Genomic DNA, 19201 nt, shown 5'->3' on the forward strand with positions numbered 1-19201 from the left:
CCTGCGTCGCCGCACCCGGCTATGCCTTCGCCATGCCCGTCATCAAGACCGCCATTCAGCCCCGCAGCGACGCCTTTCTCGCCAATGAGACGGTGAATCGCGCCCTGATCGCCGAACTTCGCGAACGGTCCGCCCTGGCCGCCCTGGGCGGCTCCGAGGACTCGCGTAAGCGCCATGTCTCCCGCGGCAAGCTCTTGCCGCGCGAGCGGGTGATGCGGCTGCTGGATCCCGGCGCGCCGTTCCTGGAGGTGGCGGGCCTGGCGGCCCACGGCCTCTATGGTGACGAGGCGCCCGGCGCCGGCGTCATCACCGGCATTGGGCGGGTGTCCGGCCGCGAGGTGATGATTGTGGCCAATGACGCCACGGTGAAGGGCGGGGCCTATTACCCCATCACGGTGAAGAAGCATCTCCGCGCCCAGGAGATCGCCCAACAGAACCGGCTGCCCTGCATCTATCTGGTCGATTCGGGCGGGGCGAACCTGCCGCACCAGGCCGAGGTGTTTCCCGATCGCGAGCATTTCGGGCGGATCTTCTTCAACCAGGCGCGGATGAGCGCTGAGGGCATCGCTCAGATCGCCTGCGTCATGGGCTCGTGCACCGCCGGCGGGGCCTATGTGCCGGCGATGTCCGACGAGACAGTGATCGTGCGCGGGGCCGGCGAGGAGAGCCAGGGCACGATCTTCCTGGGCGGCCCGCCCCTGGTGAAGGCCGCCACGGGCGAGGTGATCAGCGCCACCGACCTGGGCGGCGCGGACGTGCACGGCCGCAAGTCCGGCGTGGTCGACCATGTGGCGGCCGACGACGAGCACGCCCTGCAGATCGTCCGTTCGATCGTCGCCAACCTGAACACGGTCAAGAAGGTCGGGCTGGACCTCGCCGAGCCGGAGGCGCCGCTGTTCGACCCCGAGGAGCTCTACGGGATCGTGCCGGCCGACGTGCGCGCGCCCTATGACGTGCGCGAGGTCATCGCCCGCATCGTCGACGGCTCGCGGTTCGACGAATTCAAGGCGTTGTACGGGACGACCCTGGTCACCGGCTTCGCGCGGATCTGGGGTCAGCCGGTGGCGATCCTGGCCAATAACGGCGTGCTGTTCTCGGAGAGCGCGCTGAAGGGCGCCCACTTCATAGAACTCGCCTGCAAGCGCGGGATTCCGCTGGTGTTCCTGCAGAACATCTCAGGCTTCATGGTGGGCGGGAAATACGAGGCCGGCGGCATCGCCAAGGACGGCGCCAAGCTGGTGACGGCGGTGGCGAGCGCGGAGGTTCCGAAGTTCACGGTGCTGATCGGCGGGTCGTTCGGGGCCGGCAATTACGGCATGTGCGGCCGGGCCTATTCGCCCCGCTTCCTGTGGACCTGGCCCAACAGCCGGATCAGCGTGATGGGCGGGGAGCAGGCCGCCAGCGTGCTGGCCACCGTCCACCGCGACGCCGGCAAGTGGACGCCGGCGGAGGAGGAGGCCTTCAAGGCGCCGGTGCGCCAGAAGTATGAGGACGAGGGCAATCCCTATTTCGCGACAGCGCGGCTGTGGGACGACGGGATCATCGACCCGGCCCAGACGCGCGACGTGCTGGGGCTGTCGATCTCGGCGGCCCTGAACGCGCCCATCCCCGAGACCCGGTTCGGCGTCTTCAGGATGTAGATCAGCCGCCGAAGGCGGTGCGGGCCAGTTCGCCGACCATGACGCCGAGGCTGGCGGCGAAGGCGATGACGCCCATGGCGAGCGCGATGCGGGCGGTCTTGCGCCGCTGCTGCTCGATCTGGATCGCGCGGCGGTCGCCGCCACGGGCCGGACGGGCCGAGACGGTCATCACTTGGGTGAGCGACAGGCTCGAAAGGTTGCGATCCATGGCCAGGCGCATGGGAATCCTCATAGCGGCCGCCCCGGACGGCCTGATCTTGGGTCTACACAAGCGGCGAACGACCCGTCTGGGGGAGGAGGTGTTCGCAAGGCGCCGATGTTTCAAGGGGCGCGGCACTAACTCTGGGCGCCCGTTAACAGTATCGCGCACCCCAAGGTCAAGCTGCTTCGGGCCAAGACAGGCTCAAACTGGGGCTCGACGCGCTTCTCAGGCTGGATTTGGCGAGGGGGCCATGTGCAGAGGGCCGCTTAAGGGCTATCTGGGACGCCGTTGTTCTTCGTGAGGCCCGTCATGCCCAATCCCATCGCCGATCCCCTGGTGGAGGGCGTCGATTCCGACGCCAATTCGCAGCTGGTCCAGATCGCGGCCACGTCCGAGGGCGTGGTGGAGGTCACCCTCAATCGCCCGCATCGCAAGAACGCCTTCGACGCGGCCCTGATCTCGGCCCTGCATGAGGCCTTCCTGACCCTGCACGGGTCGGAGCACGTGCGGGTGGTGTTCATCCGCGGGGCCGGCAAGGTGTTCTGCGCCGGCGCCGACCTCGACTGGATGAAGGCGGCGGCCGAGCACACCGAGGCCGACAACCGCGACGACGCCCTGCAGATGGCCAAGATGTTCAAGGCGCTCTGGGATATCCCGGCCCTGACGGTGGCGGTGATCCAGGGCGGCGCCTATGGCGGCGGCGCGGGGCTGGCCGCAGCCTGCGACCTGGCCGTGGCCACTGAGGACGCGACCTTCAGCTTCTCCGAGGTCCGGCTGGGCCTGATCGCGGCGACCATCAGCCCCTATGTGGTGGGCGCCATCGGACCGCGGGCGGCGCGGGGCCTGTTCGCCACCGGCCGGGTGTTTGACGCGGCCCATGCCGAGAAGATCGGCCTGATCACCCAGGTGGTCGCCGACCCCACCGGCCTGGCGGCGGCCTGCGAGGAGATCGCCGACCAGATGATGGCCTGCGCGCCGGGCGCCGTCGCGGCCTCCAAGAAGTTGGTCGAGGACGTGGCGTTCCGCGACATCGACCACGGGCTGATGGAGGAGACCGCCAAGCGGATCGCCCGCGCCCGTGTGGGCGAGGAAGGGCAGGAGGGCGTCCGCGCCTTCCTCGACAAGCGCAAGCCCTCCTGGGCGCAATAGGCTCGACGGCGGGGGCGCATGACGGGGGCGGATCTCGAGGCGGCGGCGGCGGATTCGGTCCGCGACCTTTTCCGGCGCAAGCCGGAGCCCTTCACGCGCAAGGGAGAGCCTTGCGCCAACTGCGGCACGCCGCTGGAGGGTCACTATTGCCATGAGTGCGGGCAGGACAGCGACACCCATCACCGGTCGCTGCCGCACCTGATCTGGGAAGCCATCGAGGGGATGTTCCACCTCGACGGCCGGCTGGCGCGCACCCTGCCTCTGCTGTTCTTCAAGCCCGGCGTCCTGGCCAAGGACTATATGGAGGGCCGGATCGCCCGGCACGTGCCGCCGTTCCGCACCTTCCTGGTCGCCCTGCTGCTGTTCATCTTCGCCGCCGAGCACGCGATCCACGGCATGCAGCACAAGGCGCACGAAGCCTGGGAGGCGCGGGCCGAACGGATGAAGACCCCGCAGGGGCGCATGGCCGAGGCGATGCGTCTGCGCACCGAGGCGACCTCCGCCCGCGAGGTGGCGCTCAAGGAGATCGCCGAGGACCGCCAGGAGGAGCTGGCCGACAAGGACAATGATCCCGCCAAGGTCCTGGCCCAGCACGCCAAGGCGGCGGCCGTGGTCGAGACCCAGTACGCCCGGGCCATGGCCAAGGCCGACCAGATCGAGCACGACCCCGAGGCGGCGATCAAGGCGGTGGAGGCCGGCGACGACCTGGGCAAGGCCGCCGCCAAGCAGATCCGCAGCCTGGATGTCGACCTGCCCGGCAAGGACGCCAAGGCCAAGACCGTCACCAGCGACATTCCGTTCCTGAAGGTCGACAAGAAGGCCGGCCGGGACGAGCACTGGCTGCGCAACCAGATCGCCAAGGCGGTCGAGAATCCCGAATACTATTTCATGGTCATGTTCGGCTGGGCCCACCGGCTGGCCGTGCTGCTCCTGCCGATCATGGGGCTGAGCCTGGCGCTCGTCTATGTGAACAAGCGCCAGTACTACATCTACGACCACCTGCTGGTGGCGACGAACCTGTTGTCCTTCGCCTTCCTGACCAATGCGTTCGGCCTGGTCCTGCCCAGCTGGGCGGCGGTGTTCTGGTTCATGCTCCTGACGGTCTGGACGCCGGTCAATCTGTTCCAGACCCTTCGCGGGGGCTATGGTTCGGGGATCGTCGGCGCGGCGATCAAGACGGTGATCGTCTGGTTCGTGAGCGTGACGGCCTTTTCGACCCTGCTCGCCACCCTGATGTTCTTCACCCTGGCCCAGATCTAGGAAGTTCCCCGCGTGATCAGCTCCGTTCTTGTCGCCAATCGTGGAGAGATCGCCCGCCGGGTGTTCCGCACCGCCCGCCGGATGGGTATCGCGACGGTCGCCGTCTATTCTGAGGCCGACGCCGACGCCCCGCATGTGGCCGAGGCCGATCAGGCCGTGCTGATCGGCCCTGCGGCGGCTCGCGAAAGCTATCTGGTGGCCGACAAGATCATCGCCGCCGCCCGTGCGACGGGGGCCGAGGCCATCCATCCGGGCTATGGCTTCCTGTCCGAGAACGCCGCCTTCGCCGAGGCGGTGATCGCCGCGGGCCTGGTCTGGATCGGCCCGCCGCCCGCCGCCATCCTGGCCATGGGGCTGAAGGACGCGGCCAAGGCGCTGATGATCGAGGCCGGGGTGCCGGTGACGCCGGGCTATCTGGGCGAGGACCAAAGCCTGGCCCGCCTGCAGGCCGAGGCGGACGCCATCGGCTATCCGGTGCTGATCAAGGCCGTGGCCGGCGGCGGCGGCAAGGGCATGCGCAAGGTCGACGCCGCGGCCGGCTTCGCCGAGGCGCTCGCCTCTTGCCAGCGCGAGGCCGCGGCCTCGTTCGGCGACGACAAGGTGCTGATCGAGAAATACGTCACCCGCCCGCGCCATATCGAGGTGCAGATCTTCGGCGACGCCCATGGCGAGGTGGTCCACCTTTTCGAGCGCGACTGCTCCCTGCAGCGCCGCCACCAGAAGGTCATCGAGGAGGCGCCGGCCCCCGGCATGAGCGCCGAAGCCCGCGCGGCGGTCACCTCGGCCGCGGTCAAGGCGGCCAAGGCGGTGAATTATCGCGGGGCCGGCACGGTGGAGTTCATCGCCGACGCCAGCGAGGGCCTGCGCCCCGACCGCATCTGGTTCATGGAGATGAACACCCGCCTGCAGGTGGAGCATCCGGTGACCGAGGCGGTGACCGGGGTCGACCTGGTGGAGTGGCAGTTCCGGGTCGCCTCGGGCGAACCCCTGCCGCTGCGCCAGGACGAGATCACCCTGAACGGCCACGCGCTGGAGGCCCGGCTCTATGCCGAGAACCCGGCCGGCGGCTTCCTGCCCTCGATCGGGGTGCTGGAGCATTTCCGCATGCCGGCGGGCATCCGGGTCGACAGCGCGGTGGAGGAGGGCGACGAGGTCTCGCCCCACTATGATCCGATGATCGCCAAGCTGATCGCCCATGCGCCCACCCGCGAAGGCGCCAGCGACCGCCTGGCCCAGGCCTGCGCCGAGGTCGAGGTCTGGCCGGTGAAGACCAATGCCGGCTTCCTGGCTCGCTGCCTGGACCATGCGGACTTCATCGCCGGCGATGTGGACACCGGTTTCATCGGCGCACGGCTGGACGCGCTGGCGGCGACGCCGGAGCCGTCGGACGAGGCGCTGATGGTGGCCGCCGCCGCCGCCCTGGGCGACCAGGACGGGCCGGCCACGCCCTGGCGGGACCTCACGGGCTTCCGGCTGAACGCGGCGCCCGAGACGACGCTGCGGCTGTATCTCGACGGCCGGCCGGTGCTGGCGTCCCTGCCGCAGGGCGATGTCGAGGCCGATGTGCTGATCACCGGCGACGAGGTGATCGTGTTCGAGGCCGGCGAGGCCTACGCCTTCAGCGCCCGGGCGCCGATCGCCGATCTCGACGAGGCGGCCGGGGACGGCCAGATCCGCTCGCCCATGCCGGGCAAGGTCGTGGCGGTGTCGGTCTCGGTGGGCGACACGGTGACCCGCGGCCAGGTGCTGATGACGCTCGAGGCCATGAAGATGGAGCACGGGCTGACCGCGCCCTTCGACGGCGAGGTCGAGGCCCTGCTGGTCAGCGCCGGGGACCAGGTCAGCGAGGGCGTGTCCCTGGCCCGGCTGAAGGCGGCGGCATGACCGTCCACATGATCCGGCTGTGCGTCGGCTGCGACACCATAGAGGACCTGCTCGACTGGCACAGGGGCGACAAGGGCCCGTGGCTGCTGCACACCCGCATGACGCCCAAGCGCGCGGACGAGTTGCTGGACGGCGGCTCCATCTATCGGATCTTCAAGGGCATGATCCTGTGCCGCCAGCGCATCCTGGCCATCCGCACGATCGGCGAGGGCGTCACCGCCCAGTGCGAGCTGGAGCTGGACCCCGAGATCATCAAGGTCGCGCCGACCCCGCGCCGCGCCTTCCAGGGTTGGCGCTATCTCGATCCCAAGGACGCGCCGCCGGATCTGGGCGGGGCCGAGGGCGGCGAAGAGATCCCCACAGAGCTGGCCCGCCAGCTGCGCGAGGCCGGGGCTTGGTAGAGCGGCTCAGACCGCCAGGTTGTCGATCAAACGGGTCTTGCCCATGAGCGCGGCGGCCAGGAGTCGGGTGTCGCCGGTGATGGGGCCGGGGCCCTGGCGCGCGAGATCGGCGGCGCCGCGGGCCTCGAAATAGTCGATGCGGGAAAAGCCGGCCGCCTCCAGCGCCGCGCGGCCCTCGGCCTCGACAGCCTCGACGGGATCGCCGGCCCGCAGCCGCTCGGCGGCGCGGTTGAGCGCGCGGGCCAGCGCCGGTGCGGCCTCGCGTTCGGCGGGGGTGAGGTAGGCGTTGCGGGACGAGAGCGCCAGTCCGTCGGGCGCGCGCGCCGTGGGGGCGCCGACCACCTCGACGGGGATGTCCAGGTCGGCGATCAGGCGTTTGATCACCTGCAGCTGCTGATAGTCCTTCTCCCCGAACACGGCGACGTCGGGGCCGCACTGCAGGAGGAGCTTGGTCACCACGGTCGCGACGCCGGCGAAGTGGGTCGGGCGGGCCTGGCCGTCCAGGGGTTCGGACACGCCGGCGACCGTGACGGTGGTCGAGAAGCCAGGAGCGTACATCTCGCCCACGGTGGGGGCGTAGAGCAGGTCGCAACCGACCTCGGCCAGGAGGGCGCTGTCGCGAGCCTCGTCTCGGGGATAGGCGTCGAAGTCCTCGTGCGGCGCGAACTGGGTCGGGTTCACGAAGACGCTGGCGACGACGCGATCAGCCTTGCCGCGGGCCAGATTGACCAGCGACAGATGGCCCTCATGCAGGGCGCCCATGGTCGGGACCATGGCGACGCGGTCCCCGGCCTTTCGCCAGGCGGCGACCTGGCGGCGCAGGTCGGCGACCGTGCGAACCACGGCGAACAGGTTATCGGACATGAGGCCTCCGGGGGGCTGAGACGGAGGCGCTTATGACGCGATGGGGCGCCTGCGTCCATCCGTCCACAACCTGGGTCCCCGTGCGCGTTGACGCGCCGTCTCCAAGAGGCACAGGTTAACCTTTAGAATCGGGACGTGATCCCGACAAAGATGGTGGAGTCGTTAAGCCATGGCCCAACCCAAGGTCATCGTCATCGGCAATGAGAAGGGCGGGGCCGGCAAGTCGACCCTGGCCATCCATGTGGCCACGGCGCTGCTGCATGGCGGCGCGCGCGTCTCCGTGCTGGATCTGGATCTGCGCCAGCAGTCGATGGCGCACTTCTTCGCCCATCGCCGCGCCTGGCTGGACGCCAACAAGGCGGTCGCCCCGATGCCGATCGAGCATCTGTCGAGCGCCGAACTGGCCAAGGCCAGCGAGGAAGAGGCGCTGGGTCGTTTCGAGCAGGCCTTCGCCGAGGCCGATTCGTCGGACTTCATCCTGATCGACACCCCTGGCGGCGACACGGCTGTCAGCCGCGCCGCCCATGGGCTGGCCGACCTCATCGTCACCCCGATGAACGACAGCTTCGTCGACTTCGACATGCTGGGCGTGGTCGATCCGGTGACGCTGGAGCTCAAGCGCCCCAGCCTCTATTCCGAGACCGTCTGGAACAGCCGCAAGATCCGTGCGGCCAAGTCCGGCCAGTCGATCGACTGGGTGGTGCTGCGCAATCGCCTGGCCCCCACCGAGGCCCGCAACCGCAAGCGCGTCGACGACCGGGTCCAGGCCCTGTCGCGCCGGGTGGGCTTCCGCGTCGGTCCCGGCCTGCGCGACCGGGTGATCTATCGCGAGCTGTTCCCCTTCGGCCTGACCATCGCGGACCTGTCGCCGACCATCAAGCCGGTGGCCATGTCCCTGCAGCACGTGGCCGCGCGCCAGGAACTGCGGGCCCTGGTGGGATCGCTGGGCCTCTCCGGCGCCGCCGGCGATGAGCTGATGGCCGCTCAATAGTGATCTATCTGGCCCTCGGCTGCGCGGTGCTCGCCGTCCTGCTGTGGGCCTCCAGCCGCCGGCCGGTGTTCAAGCGGCGCGAATGGCGGTTCCTGTCCAGCGCGCTCGCCGTCGCCGCCTTCGCGGGCGCGGCCTATGTCGGGATCCGTGGCGAGTGGGGCAGGGCGATCGTCCTGGGCGTCGTGGGCCTGTGGCTGGCGGCCACGACCCGGACGGCGGTCTCGCCCGTCCGCGCGGCGCGGCCTGCGCCCAAGGCCCTGGGCGATGCTGAGGCGCGCTCCATCCTGGGGGTCGGGGTCGATGCGACTCCGGCGGACATCCAGGCCGCCTATGCGCGGCTGATGCGGGTGGCGCACCCCGACGCCGGTGGCACCGACGGCCTGGCGGCCCAACTTAATGCGGCGCGGGATCGGCTGCTGAAGCGGTGAGGCGGGGTCAGCCCGGCGAGATCACCATGCAGGCCATCTTCTTGGCCTTGAGCGAGCGGCAGACGTCGCGGGCGTTGTCTTCGCTGAAGCCCTTGAACTGGGCCTTGTAGGTCCCGTCATCCTCGGCGACGCGGCTGTCGGCCTTGCCGAAGGCCTTCTTGAAGCGCTGGTCGATGAGGGTCAGCTGCTTCTTGGCCAGGGACTTGGACTTGAACGCGCCCACCTGGACGATCCAGCGGCCGGCGGCCTTGCGCTCGGGCTTGTCGTCGCGGTCGGCGCTCTGGGTTCCCCGTAGGGCGGTGGTCCGGGGCTCTACGATGGTGAAGTTGGACACCTGGGCTGGGGGCGGGGTCGCCGAGGCCAGCACGATCTTCAGGCCGTCCTGCTCGCCGTCGCCCTGTTCGGCGCTGGGCCTCATGATCGGGCCGGTCGGCTCGGGCTCGAACAGGTTCTGGGCGACAGTGATGCGCTCGCCGCGGTCGCGGCGGTTCATGACGTCGAAGCCGGTGAGCAGCAGGTCCTCGGCGTTGAGGTCGCGGGCGGCGGTCGAAGGGCCGCCCATGACCACGGCGATCAGGCGGCGATTGTCGCGCACGGCCGAGACCGCGAGGTTATAGCCTGAGGCGTTGGTGTAGCCGGTCTTCAGCCCGTCCACGCCGGGCATCTTCCCGAGCAGGCCGTTGTGGTTGTTCATGGTCACGCCGCGGAAGGTGAACTGCTGCTGGCTGAACAGGCGATAGTACTGCGGATAGTCGCGCATCACGGCGCGCGAGAGGATGGCGATGTCGCGGGCCGTGGAGATCTGGCGGCTGTCGGGCAGGCCCGAGGCGTTGACGAAGCGGGTGTTGACCATGCCCAGCTCCTGGGCGCGCAGGCTCATCATGGCGGCGAAGCGGCTTTCGCTGCCGCCCAGCTTCTCGGCCAGGGCCACGGCCACATCATTGGCCGACTTGATGGCCAGCGCCTGCATGGCGTCATTGACGCTCAGCGTCTCGCCGGGGGCGAGGCCGAGCTTGGTCGGCGCCTGGGCGGCGGCGTGGGGGGAGATGACGATGGTCTCGTCGGGCTTCAGACGTCCGGTGCTGAGCGCATCGAAGGTCAGGTAGAGGGTCATGATCTTGGTGATCGAGGCCGGATAGCGCGGGCTGTCGGCGCGCTTGGCGTACAGCACCTCGCCGGACTTCGCATCGACCACGATCGCCGCATATTTCGGCACCGCCGCGGGCGCTTCGAGGAACGGAATCTGCGCCTGGGCGGCTCCGGCCAGACCCGCGGTCGCGGCGGCGACGGCTAGGCCGAGGGAGATACAAAGGCGGCGGGCGCGCTCGAACATCAGCTTCGTCCGTCAGATCAAAGGGTTTCGACGACCCCCCGGTCGCCACACTGGAATCCTAGCATGACAGGTTCGATCTTGCGCGAGGGTAAACACCTGTTGAGCGAGCCGAAAAGTCGCGGGCGCCGCTGCGGCGGGCGTTCGCCCCAGGCGGGCGATGTTTCGCTGCAGGCGCGATTGTGCAGTGCACAAAAAGCCCTTGACTGCTGCACTGCAACATGAGAATTAAGCTGCGAATTCGAAGTTAGTCCGCCCCCGCGTCTCACGTTCCCCAGTCGCTTCGCGGCGTCGCCGCGAGACACTCGATCCAGGAGTCATCCCATGGCCGCCGCCGAAACCGTGAAGTCCACCGTCGAGCAGTTCACCACCGCCGGCAACAAGGCGTTCAAGGACGCCGTCGAAAAGTCGCTGAGCTCGCTGAACGACGCCAACGCTCATTCCAAGAAGAACCTGGAAGCCGTGATCGCTTCGGTCTCGGCCGCCACCAAGGGCGCTGAAGCCCTGGGCGCCCAGGCGATGGCCTATTCCAAGAAGGCCGTCGAAGATCAGGTCGCCGCCGCCAAGTCGCTGTCGTCGGCCAAGAGCATCCAAGAAGTGATCGAGCTGCAGACCTCGTTCGCCAAGACCGCGATGGAGGCCTACATGGCTGAAGTCAGCAAGATGGGCGAAACCGTCGCCGCGTCCTTCAAGGACTCGGCCAAGCCGCTGAACGAGCGCGTGACCGCGCTGGTCGAGCGCATGCAGGCCGCCCGCTAAGCCAAGCTCTCCCAGCGACGCCCCAGTCCGGGCGTCCAACTTCAGAAGGCCCGGATCCCTTGTGGTCCGGGCCTTTTCTCTTGGGCTGGGGAGCGCTAGACCTGGGCTCATGTCACAGGTCGAAGAACGTCTCACCGCCGCCGGGATCACGCTGCCGCAGCCCGTCGCCCCCGTCGCCAACTACGTCCCGTTCGTCCGGGTCGGAAACCTCGTCCACATCTCCGGCCAGGTCTCGATCGACCCCGCCGGCGGGGTGAGGGGCATTGTCGGCGAGGATGTCGACATGGAGACCGCCAAGCGCGCGGCCGGCATGTGCGGCGTCAATCTGCTGGCCCAGATGCGCGCGGCCTGTGACGGCGACCTCGACCGGGTGGTCCGGGTGGTCAAGCTGGGCGGCTTCGTCCAGGCCGGCCCCGGCTTCTTCGAGATCCCCCAGGTGGTGAATGGCTGCTCGGACCTGATGGTCCTGGCCTTCGGCGACGCCGGGAAGCATGCGCGGTCGGCGGTGGGCGTCTATCGCCTGCCCATGAACTTCGCCGTCGAGGTCGACGCCGTGGTGGAAATCCGTTGAGCCCGCCCGCGAAGCAACAGTTCGGCGAGGCCTGGGACCTCCTGTTCCATCCGCCGGTCGCCCACCGCGGCCTGTGGACCCCGGACGGCGCGCCGGAGAATTCGCTGGGCGCCTTCCAGGCCGCCTGCCAGGCCGGCTACGGCATCGAGCTCGACGTCCACCTCTCGGCCGACGGCGAGGCCATGGTGTTCCACGACTATTCGCTGAAGCGGATGTGCGGGATCGACGGCAAGCTCAAGGACCGCACGGCCGCGGACCTGGGCGAGATCCGCCTGAAAGACACCGACGAGAAGATCCCGACCCTGTTGGAGGCCCTGGCGGTCATCGGCCACCGGGCCATGGTGCATGTGGAGCTGAAGACCCCGTTCGGCGAGGTCGGCCCCCTGGAACAGCGGGTCCACGAGATCCTCATCGACCATGCGGGCCCGACCTGCGTGATCGGCTTCAATCCCTATTCCCACGCCTGGTTCGCCGACCGGTTCCCGGGCGTGCTGCGCGGCCTGGACAGCTATGCCTGGGAGGACGACACCCCGCATCTGTCAGCCGAGCAGCGCCAAGCCTTCAAGCGGCTGGAGCAGGTCTCGATCGCCCGGCCGCACTTCCTGGCCATGAGCCTGGACATGGTGCTGGCCGAAGAGGCCCAGGCCCATCGCGCCAAGGGCATGCCGGTGGTCGCCTGGACCGTGCGCAAGCCCGAGCAGTGGGCGCCGCTGAAGGACCATTGCGACAACCTGATCTTCGAGGGTTTCGCGGCGTGACGCTGAGGCCGGCGATCAAGGTCGCCCGCCGGATCGCCGAGATCGGCCGCGCCGACTGGGACGCCTGCGCGGGCGCCCCGGACTATATGGCCAATCCCTTCGTGGGCTTCGACTTCCTCGATATCGCCGAGGAGTCGGGCTGCGCGGTCGAGCGCACCGGCTGGGGGCCGCAGCACTTGGCGGTGGAGGACGAGGCGGGTCGGGTGGCGGCGGTGATGCCGCTGTACCTGAAGTCTCACAGCCAGGGCGAATACATCTTCGACCACGCCTGGGCGGACGCCTATGAGCGGGTGGGCGGGGCCTATTACCCCAAGCTGTTGTCGGCGGCGCCGTTTACGCCGGCGACGGGACCGCGGCTGCTGGTCCGGCCGGATGTCGACGCCGACGAGGCGCGGGCCCTGTTGCTGGGCGGGGCGGTGGCGCTGACCGAGCGCTACGAAGCCTCGTCCCTCCACATCAATTTTCCGATGGAGCCGGAGTGGGACTGGCTGGGCGCCCAGGGCCTGGCCCAGCGCCAGGGCCAGCAATATCACTGGACCAATGCGGGTTACGCGACCTTCGAGGACTTCCTGGGGGCGCTGTCGTCCGGCCGGCGCAAGACCATCCGCCGCGAGCGGCGCGACGCCCAGGCCGAGGTCGAGATCTTCTGCCTGACCGGCGCGGAGATCACCGAGGATCACTGGGACGCCTTTTTCGCCTTCTACATGGACACCGGCTCGCGCAAGTGGGGGCGGCCCTATCTCAATCGGCTGTTCTTCTCGCTGCTGGGCGAGCGGATGGCCGACAAGGTGCTGCTGGTCATGGCGAGGCGACATGGCCGCTGGGTGGCGGGCGCGCTCAACCTGATCGGGGCCGACTGCCTCTATGGCCGCAACTGGGGCTGCGTCGAGGACATCCCCTTCCTGCATTTCGAGCTCTGCTACTACCAGGCCATCGAGTGGGCGATCGCCCGCGGCCTGGCGCGGGTGGAGGCCGGCGCCCAGGGCCAGCACAAGATCGCCCGCGGCTATCTGCCGGCCCCGGTGCGATCCGCCCACTTCATCGCCGACCGCCGTCTGCGGGCGGCGGTCGAGGACTTCTGTGCCCGCGAGCGGGCGGCGGTGGAGGGCGAGATGGAATGGCTCTCGGACGAATATTCCCCGTTCCGCCAGGGCGGGGAGGGGCCGGCCGGAGACTGATCCCCGGCCGGCTTGGTCGCCTCAGTAGTGCAGGCTGAACGACAGGCCGTAATAGCGCGGCGTGCCGGCGATGAAGGTGGCGATGCCGAAGGCGTCGCCGGTGTTGCCCGCATCCTTGATGTACTTCTGATCAAAGGCGTTGGTGACGAACGCCTCCACAGCCCAGGGCTGGTTGGCCGGGGTGTAGCCGATCTTGAAGTTGGCCAGGCCATAGGCGCCCTGGACCTCGTCCTGGATCTTGTCGGTGGCCTGGAACTTCGGCAGGTCGTTGTTGCTGTCGAAGAACACCTTGGACTGCCAGGTATAGGTGGGCGTGAAGGCGAAGGCGCCGCCCAGGCCGTCCACCGTCCAGGTCGCGCCGAGCGAGACCGAGTGGTCGGGCGCCAGGCGGAAGCTGTTGCCCTTGAACAGGCCGTTGCCGAACCGCGCCCGATTGTAGCCATAGGTGCCGAAGACCTCGAGGTGGGAGACCGGCTTGGCGGTGATCTGGCCCTCGAAACCGGTGGCGGCGGCTTCGCCGGCGTTGGCCGATACGATCTGGCCCGCCGAGTTCAGGACCGAGGTTTGGAAGTTCTGGTAGCTGTAGTGATAGACCGACCCCTCCAGGGTCAGGCGGCGCTCGAACAGGTCGCTCTTGGCGCCGAGCTCGTAGGAATCAACCTGCTCGGCCGGCAGTTCGGTAAAGCGGACCGCGCCGCCGGGCGTGGCCGGGGCGCCGACCGACAGCACCTTCGGCCGCCGCCCGCGGGCATAGGAGGCGTAGAGGCTGGTGTGGTCGTCGGGGGTGTAGCGGCCGACCACCCGATAGGTCAGGCCTGAATCGGTGAAGCCCTTGGACTGGATCGCGCCGCCGGCGGTCGGCTGGACGAACAGACCGCGGGCGACCGTGGCGGTCGAGCCGCCCAGCACCGAACCGCCGTTCTCCAGCACCGCGCTGTAGCCGCTCGACTTGTCGTCATAGGTGTAGCGGACCCCCGCGGTGAGCTCGAGCTTGTCGGTCAGCTTGTAGGTGGCGTCGGCGAAGGCGTCATAGGAGTTGGTCTCGCCATAGTTGGCGTAGGTCTCGCGGTGGACCGACTTGAGCGCCGCCGGCGCGATGGCCGTGACGGTCGGCAGCGAAAGGCCGTTGGGCTTGGCCAGGACGCCGGCCGCCATCACGGCGTAGACCTTCTCGTTGAACTGCAGCGGGACCTTTTGGTAGCCGTCCTCCCAGAAGTAGCTGACCCCGCCGAAGGCGGTGAGCTTGCCGCCGTTGTCGTAGTTCAGGCGGAATTCCTGGCTGGCCTGGCGGCCGTGGGCGTCCTCGGCGAACAGGAAGAGCGGCAGGGCGAAGCCGTCGGCGTCGAACACCTCCAGGCTGTCGAATCGCCGATAGGCGCTGATCGAGGACAGGCTGAGGGTGTCGTTGATCTTGTAGTCGCTGAGCAGGGTCAGGCCCCGCACCGAGCGGTTGATGCCCAGCTGCTTGCCGCCCAGGAAGCCGTCGGACGCGGTCAGGGCCGCGCCAGAGTTGCGGCCGAGATCGCCGATCACCTTGCCGGTGGCAGGGTCGGTCGGGGCGTAGGTCAGGGACTTGAACGAGGTGCCCGAGGGGCGGTCGTGCTCGTAATTGTAGATCAGGTCGAAGTTGAGCTTGTCGGTCGGACGCCAGTTCAGGGCGATGCGGCCGGCGGCGGTATCGGTGGAGTTGAAGTCGGCCCCGCCCAGCAGGTTCTTCACGTAGCCGTCGCGCTTCTTCAGGCGGCCGGAGACCCGCACCGCGAAGGTGTCGCTGACCGGCATGTTCACCATGCCCTCGAACATGGCGTAACCGTAGTTGCCGACCTCGGCCTTGGAGCGGGCGTCCCAGGCGGCGGGATTGGCCTTGGCCTGGACGAGATTGACCGCGCCGATCAGGGCGCCGCGACCGTATAGGGTCGATTGCGGGCCCTTGGCGATCTCGACCCGCTGCAGATCGAACAGCTCGATATAGGAGCCGCGGGACTTGGAGATCGACACCCCGTCCTGGAAGACCGAGACGCGGGGCTCATTGGTGGCCTCGCCGGAGTCGGAGGTGATGCCGCGCATCACGAAGCCCGGATTGTTCGGCGACTGATTCTGAACCTCGAAGCCGGGGACATAGAGCGACAGGGCGTCGAATTCCTGGATGCCCAGCTTGTCGATCATGTCTGAGCCATAGGCGGTGATGGCGATCGGCACGTCGAGGGTCTTCTGCTCGCGCTTCTGGGCGGTGACGATCAGCTCCTCGACCTGGGTGGCGCTGTCATTGGCCTCGGCATAGGCGCCGGTGGCGAAGGCGGCGGACATCGCCGCGGTAGCGAGCAAGAGCAACTTGGAATGAGTCATCGCGAAATCCCCTGAACACGGAAACCGGTTGCCTAGGGGGTGGGGATGACGGATCGGCGACGGGTTCTTGAGGGTTCGGTGAAACCCGGTCGCGCTCTATAGAATTGAAATAACAGTCAAAAATTCAGCGAGCGATCTGACGGACGGGTCAATTCGGCGCCCGGTTTGAAACCACCGCGGCGCTAGGATCGCGCCCAGGCCAGGCTGATCAGGTCGATGAGCTCGGCGTCGACCTCGGCGGCGGAGCCGAGCTCGATCCGCGACTTCAACCGCTCCGACCAGCCGTCGCGGCTCGCGGCCGGCGACAGGCGAGGGGAGGCGTCAGGCGGGACGGCCAGGCCCAGGGCCACGGCCCCGCCCTTGATCGGCCGCGCGGCGGCGAACTGGAACGCGCGCGAGAAGCCGGTGAAGGCCTTGCGTTGACCCGTGACGACATCGTCCAGGGCGGTCGCCGTCCGCTCGACCGCCTCGAAGATCGCGGCGGCCGCCGGGTCGGCCCATAGGGCGTCGCGCAGCTTGGCCGGCTCGTCCCAGCCGGATCCGGTGGGGAAGGCGGCCGACAGCACCAGACTGGCGCGGTTCATGCCTAGCCCATGGTGGTCCTTCATCCAGGCGACCCGAGCCCGGGGCTTGGTCTCGGGGCAGGTGCGGGCGATGACCACCCACTCGTCCATGGACTTGCCGGTGTCCTTCTCGAGACTGGCGCGGGCGCTGGCGAACCACTTCTGCTGCCGGGGGCTGAGGCCCTTGGCGTTCTGGGCGTCGGCGTCTCCCATGGCGGCCTTTCTCTGTGCTAGGACGCTTCCGACAGTGAGCGGGAGCAGGCGTCATGAGCTTGGACGGGACCTACGACGACGGCAACATCTTCGCGAAGATCCTGCGCGGCGAGATGCCCTCGGCCCGGGTGTTCGAGGACGAGCACGTCTACGCCTTCATGGACGTGTTCCCCCAGGCGCGCGGCCACACCCTGGTGATCCCGAAGCATTCCCAGGCGCGCAACCTGCTGGAGGAGGATCCGCAGGTGCTCGCGCCCCTGATCCTCGGCGTCCAGCGGGTGGCCCGCGCGGTGCGCGCAGCGCTCAAGCCAGATGGCCTGGTGATCACCCAGTTCAACGGCCAGCCGGCCGGCCAGACGGTGTTCCACCTGCACTTCCACATCATTCCGCGCTGGGAGGGCGTGGCGCTGGGCCGGCACGCCGGCGGCGGCATGGCCGATCCGGCCGAGCTGAAGGACCTGGCGGCCCAGATCTCCGCGATGATCGCCTGATCAGGCGGCCTGGCGCCGGGCGGCGCTGAGCGCGGTCTCCAGCAACTCGGCGTGCTCGATCGGCTTGGCGATATGCCCGTCCATGCCGGCGGCGTCGCACAGGGCGATGTCCTCGGGCAGGGCGGCGGCCGTCATGGCGATGATCGGCACCTGTCCGCGGTCGCCCGGCAGATCGCGGATCGCGCGGGCGGCGGCGAGGCCGTCCATGACCGGCATGTGCAGGTCCATGAACACCAGGTCGAAGGCCCCGTCGCGCACGGCGGCCACGGCCTCCTCGCCATTGTCGGCGGTCTCGACCCGGAAGCCGGCGGCGTCGAGCATCAGCATGGCGACCTGGCGGTTCACCGGATGGTCGTCGACGACCAGGACATGACGCAGCGGGCCGGCGGCGACGGGCGCGGCCGCCGCCTCGGCGACGGCTTCCGGCGCGCTCTGGGTGCGCGGCAGGGTCAGGTCGAACCAGAAGCGCGACCCGCGCCCCTCGACGCTCTCGACCCCCACCTCGCCGCCCATGAGCTGGACGAGCGACCGAACGATGGCCAGGCCTAGGCCCGCGCCGGCGAAGCTGCGGGTGGAGCCGCCGTCGACTTGCGAGAAGGGGGTGAACAGCCCCTCGATCTTGTCGGCCGGAATGCCGATGCCTGTGTCTGCGACCGTGATCCGCAGACGATCCAGGTCCGGTTCGGCCTCATCCTCTGTGACAGGCGCCACCGCCAGGCTGACCGTGATGGCGCCGCGATCGGTGAACTTGGCCGCATTGCCCAGCAGATTGAGCAGGACCTGACCGATGCGCCGGGCGTCGCCCAGATGGGTGAGCCCCTCGGCGGCCTGGAGGTCGAGGTCCAGACGGACCGCGCGGCCGGCGAGCGAGGGCCGCACCACCTCGACCGTGGCGCGGGTCAGGTCAGCCAGTTTGAAGGGCGCGACCGACAGCTCCAGATGGCCGTTCTCCACCCGCGAATAGTCCAGCACGTCGCTGATCAGGGACAGGAGCACCTGGCTGGAGGTCTGCATCACGGCGATCTGGGCGCGGGCGTCCGCGGGCAGGTCCGACCGGGCGGCGAGCAGCTGGGCGTAGCCGGTGATGCCGTTCAGCGGCGTGCGCATCTCGTGGCTCATCACCGCCAGGAAGCGGCCCTTGGCGCCAGCCGCCGCGACGGCCTCACGGCGGGCCTGGCGGGAGGCGGCCAGCGCCCGGCGCAGGCCGGCCTGGGCCCGTCCGCGCTGGGCCAGGACGCTGGAGAGGACCAGGCTGGAGAGCAAGACCGTGGCGAGGAAGAATTGCAGGAACAGGATCCGGTCGCCGATCGCGTGCGGTGTCGCCGCCGCGATCGGACCGTGGCCCTCGATGGTGGCGCCCGCGGTAGCCAGGGCCATCAGCATGACGCCGAGCAGGGCGTAGGGCGGGCTGATCCGGATGACCACCAGCAAGCCCAGGGGAAAGATCAGGAACAGCAGAGGCATGGGCGTGGCGAAGATCGCGGCGGTGACCACGGTCATCATGCCGATCAGGACTGCGCGTTCGGCGGGGCCGGCCGGCGCGCCCCGGTCGTAACGGGAGAAGCGGGCGAGCATGAGTGCGGCCGGGGCGCCGGTGATCATGCCCAGATAGTCGCCGAGCACCCAGGTCGGCCAGATCTTGAGGAAATGGGTGTGGAAGGCGAGGAGGGCGCCCAGGGTTCCGACCACCAGGGTGGCGGGCAGGGCGGCGAACAGGGCGAAGCTGCGGACCCGGGCGACGGAGGTCATGTCGAGACCGGCGCCGCAGACCCGGCGGATCAGGACCGCGGCGACCAGGGCCTCAAGGATGTCGCAGGCGGCGATCAGCACGGCGCGATCCGCCGCGCTGCCGGTCTGGTAGGCGCAGATCAGGTCGGTGACGCCGCAGAGCAGCAGGACCACGAGGGCCTGAGGTCGGGGCAGCAGGAGCAGGGCGGCGGCGAGGATGCCGTTGCAGGGCCACAGGACGGCGAGTCCGCCGGTCGTGGTGGTCCAGGCATAGGCGATGATCGAGAAGCCAACATAGGCCAGCAGGAAGCCTAGCGGCAGGATCGCGGGCCGAGGCGTCTGGGCCGGTCGAAAGAGTTGGACGCGATGCACGCTCGACGAATCCCCCGGGGCCACGCGGCGTAGTCAGCATGGTCAGCCCACGGACCCATACTAGGCAAGGGCC

General features: G+C 69.0%; 18 protein-coding genes. 12 read left to right on the forward strand and 6 right to left on the reverse strand.

All coding sequences use genetic code 11. The features are described from left to right. The first annotated feature begins 32 nt into the window (after positions 1-32). Positions 33-1640: a carboxyl transferase domain-containing protein gene (locus MQH10_RS03485; protein ID WP_242562677.1), complete on the forward strand. Its 1608-nt coding sequence runs from the start codon at positions 33-35 to the stop codon at positions 1638-1640. A 1-nt stretch (position 1641) separates the two neighbouring features. On the opposite strand, the gene MQH10_RS03490 is transcribed toward MQH10_RS03485, so the two are convergent. Next, the gene (locus MQH10_RS03490) at positions 1642-1860 is read right to left on the reverse strand and encodes a hypothetical protein (RefSeq protein ID WP_242562678.1); all 219 of its coding nucleotides are present in this window, start codon (positions 1858-1860) and stop codon (positions 1642-1644) included. A gap of 291 nt (positions 1861-2151) precedes the next feature. Between MQH10_RS03490 and MQH10_RS03495 the strand changes: the two genes are divergently transcribed. The 4 genes from MQH10_RS03495 to MQH10_RS03510 are packed head-to-tail and all read left to right on the forward strand — an operon-like array spanning position 2152 to position 6536. Then, positions 2152-2991: an enoyl-CoA hydratase-related protein gene (locus tag MQH10_RS03495; RefSeq protein WP_242562679.1), complete on the forward strand. Its 840-nt coding sequence runs from the start codon at positions 2152-2154 to the stop codon at positions 2989-2991. A gap of 18 nt (positions 2992-3009) precedes the next feature. Next, complete coding sequence (locus MQH10_RS03500; RefSeq protein WP_242562680.1) at positions 3010-4251, forward strand: DUF3667 domain-containing protein; 1242 nt, start codon at positions 3010-3012, stop codon at positions 4249-4251. A 12-nt stretch (positions 4252-4263) separates the two neighbouring features. Continuing rightward, positions 4264-6135: an acetyl/propionyl/methylcrotonyl-CoA carboxylase subunit alpha gene (locus MQH10_RS03505; protein WP_242562681.1), complete on the forward strand. Its 1872-nt coding sequence runs from the start codon at positions 4264-4266 to the stop codon at positions 6133-6135. After that, on the forward strand, positions 6132-6536 hold the full coding sequence (locus tag MQH10_RS03510) for a DUF1489 family protein (RefSeq protein ID WP_242562682.1): 405 nt from the start codon (positions 6132-6134) through the stop codon (positions 6534-6536). Before MQH10_RS03505 ends, MQH10_RS03510 begins: the two co-directional genes overlap by 4 nt. A 6-nt stretch (positions 6537-6542) precedes the next feature. Here the strand turns inward: MQH10_RS03510 and panC are convergent, their stop codons facing one another. Continuing rightward, complete coding sequence (gene panC / locus MQH10_RS03515; protein ID WP_242562683.1) at positions 6543-7400, reverse strand: pantoate--beta-alanine ligase; 858 nt, start codon at positions 7398-7400, stop codon at positions 6543-6545. A 169-nt stretch (positions 7401-7569) separates the two neighbouring features. Between panC and MQH10_RS03520 the strand changes: the two genes are divergently transcribed. Both MQH10_RS03520 and MQH10_RS03525 read left to right on the forward strand, forming a co-directional pair. Continuing rightward, positions 7570-8391 carry a division plane positioning ATPase MipZ gene (locus MQH10_RS03520; protein WP_242562684.1) on the forward strand — a complete coding sequence of 274 codons (822 nt, stop codon included), beginning with the start codon at positions 7570-7572 and terminating at the stop codon, positions 8389-8391. Then, complete coding sequence (locus MQH10_RS03525; protein WP_242562685.1) at positions 8391-8819, forward strand: J domain-containing protein; 429 nt, start codon at positions 8391-8393, stop codon at positions 8817-8819. Before MQH10_RS03520 ends, MQH10_RS03525 begins: the two co-directional genes overlap by 1 nt. A gap of 7 nt (positions 8820-8826) precedes the next feature. On the opposite strand, the gene MQH10_RS03530 is transcribed toward MQH10_RS03525, so the two are convergent. After that, a complete protein-coding gene (locus MQH10_RS03530) occupies positions 8827-10152 on the reverse strand; it encodes a D-alanyl-D-alanine carboxypeptidase (RefSeq protein WP_242562686.1) in 1326 nt (441 codons plus the stop codon). A 321-nt stretch (positions 10153-10473) separates the two neighbouring features. On the opposite strand from MQH10_RS03530, the gene MQH10_RS03535 reads away from it, so the two are divergent. The 4 genes from MQH10_RS03535 to MQH10_RS03550 all read left to right on the forward strand — a co-directional run bounded on the left by MQH10_RS03535 (position 10474) and on the right by MQH10_RS03550 (position 13415). Further along, entirely contained in the window at positions 10474-10908 is a 435-nt protein-coding gene (locus MQH10_RS03535; RefSeq protein WP_242562687.1) for a phasin family protein, read from the forward strand. Positions 10909-11017: 109 nt separating this feature from the next. Next, on the forward strand, positions 11018-11479 hold the full coding sequence (locus MQH10_RS03540) for a RidA family protein (protein ID WP_242562688.1): 462 nt from the start codon (positions 11018-11020) through the stop codon (positions 11477-11479). After that, positions 11476-12237 (forward strand): glycerophosphodiester phosphodiesterase family protein, encoded by a 762-nt coding sequence (locus MQH10_RS03545; protein ID WP_242562689.1) that lies wholly within the window; start codon positions 11476-11478, stop codon positions 12235-12237. Before MQH10_RS03540 ends, MQH10_RS03545 begins: the two co-directional genes overlap by 4 nt. After that, entirely contained in the window at positions 12234-13415 is a 1182-nt protein-coding gene (locus MQH10_RS03550; protein WP_242562690.1) for a GNAT family N-acetyltransferase, read from the forward strand. Before MQH10_RS03545 ends, MQH10_RS03550 begins: the two co-directional genes overlap by 4 nt. Before the next feature lie 21 nt (positions 13416-13436). Here MQH10_RS03550 and MQH10_RS03555 read toward each other — a convergent pair whose 3' ends face one another. Beyond that, positions 13437-15761 carry a TonB-dependent receptor gene (locus MQH10_RS03555; protein ID WP_242562691.1) on the reverse strand — a complete coding sequence of 775 codons (2325 nt, stop codon included), beginning with the start codon at positions 15759-15761 and terminating at the stop codon, positions 13437-13439. Between the two features lie 182 nt (positions 15762-15943). Then, positions 15944-16537 (reverse strand): DUF4287 domain-containing protein, encoded by a 594-nt coding sequence (locus MQH10_RS03560; RefSeq protein WP_242562692.1) that lies wholly within the window; start codon positions 16535-16537, stop codon positions 15944-15946. A 53-nt stretch (positions 16538-16590) separates the two neighbouring features. Here MQH10_RS03560 and MQH10_RS03565 point away from each other — a divergent pair, with 53 nt between their 5' ends. Next, on the forward strand, positions 16591-17028 hold the full coding sequence (locus MQH10_RS03565) for an HIT family protein (RefSeq protein ID WP_242562693.1): 438 nt from the start codon (positions 16591-16593) through the stop codon (positions 17026-17028). Here MQH10_RS03565 and MQH10_RS03570 read toward each other — a convergent pair whose 3' ends face one another. Beyond that, entirely contained in the window at positions 17029-19128 is a 2100-nt protein-coding gene (locus tag MQH10_RS03570) for an ATP-binding protein (protein ID WP_242562694.1), read from the reverse strand. It abuts the gene before it with no gap. Between the last annotated feature and the right edge of the window lie 73 nt (positions 19129-19201).

Origin of the sequence: Phenylobacterium aquaticum (assembly GCF_022695515.1) — a bacterium.
In the GTDB taxonomy this organism is placed as follows: Bacteria; Pseudomonadota; Alphaproteobacteria; order Caulobacterales; family Caulobacteraceae; genus Phenylobacterium; species Phenylobacterium aquaticum.

Bases quoted from the DNA above. Each gene is read 5' to 3' on its own strand.
- MQH10_RS03560 (WP_242562692.1), bottom strand. From the start codon at position 16,537: ATGGGAGACGCCGACGCCCAGAACGCCAAGGGCCTCAGCCCCCGGCAG.
- panC (WP_242562683.1), bottom strand. From the start codon at position 7,400: ATGTCCGATAACCTGTTCGCCGTGGTTCGCACGGTCGCCGACCTGCGC.
- MQH10_RS03540 (WP_242562688.1), top strand. From the start codon at position 11,018: ATGTCACAGGTCGAAGAACGTCTCACCGCCGCCGGGATCACGCTGCCG.
- MQH10_RS03485 (WP_242562677.1), top strand. From the start codon at position 33: ATGCCCGTCATCAAGACCGCCATTCAGCCCCGCAGCGACGCCTTTCTC.
- MQH10_RS03555 (WP_242562691.1), bottom strand. From the start codon at position 15,761: ATGACTCATTCCAAGTTGCTCTTGCTCGCTACCGCGGCGATGTCCGCC.
- MQH10_RS03495 (WP_242562679.1), top strand. From the start codon at position 2,152: ATGCCCAATCCCATCGCCGATCCCCTGGTGGAGGGCGTCGATTCCGAC.
- MQH10_RS03520 (WP_242562684.1), top strand. From the start codon at position 7,570: ATGGCCCAACCCAAGGTCATCGTCATCGGCAATGAGAAGGGCGGGGCC.
- MQH10_RS03565 (WP_242562693.1), top strand. From the start codon at position 16,591: ATGAGCTTGGACGGGACCTACGACGACGGCAACATCTTCGCGAAGATC.
- MQH10_RS03530 (WP_242562686.1), bottom strand. From the start codon at position 10,152: ATGTTCGAGCGCGCCCGCCGCCTTTGTATCTCCCTCGGCCTAGCCGTC.
- MQH10_RS03510 (WP_242562682.1), top strand. From the start codon at position 6,132: ATGACCGTCCACATGATCCGGCTGTGCGTCGGCTGCGACACCATAGAG.
- MQH10_RS03500 (WP_242562680.1), top strand. From the start codon at position 3,010: ATGACGGGGGCGGATCTCGAGGCGGCGGCGGCGGATTCGGTCCGCGAC.
- MQH10_RS03535 (WP_242562687.1), top strand. From the start codon at position 10,474: ATGGCCGCCGCCGAAACCGTGAAGTCCACCGTCGAGCAGTTCACCACC.
- MQH10_RS03490 (WP_242562678.1), bottom strand. From the start codon at position 1,860: ATGCGCCTGGCCATGGATCGCAACCTTTCGAGCCTGTCGCTCACCCAA.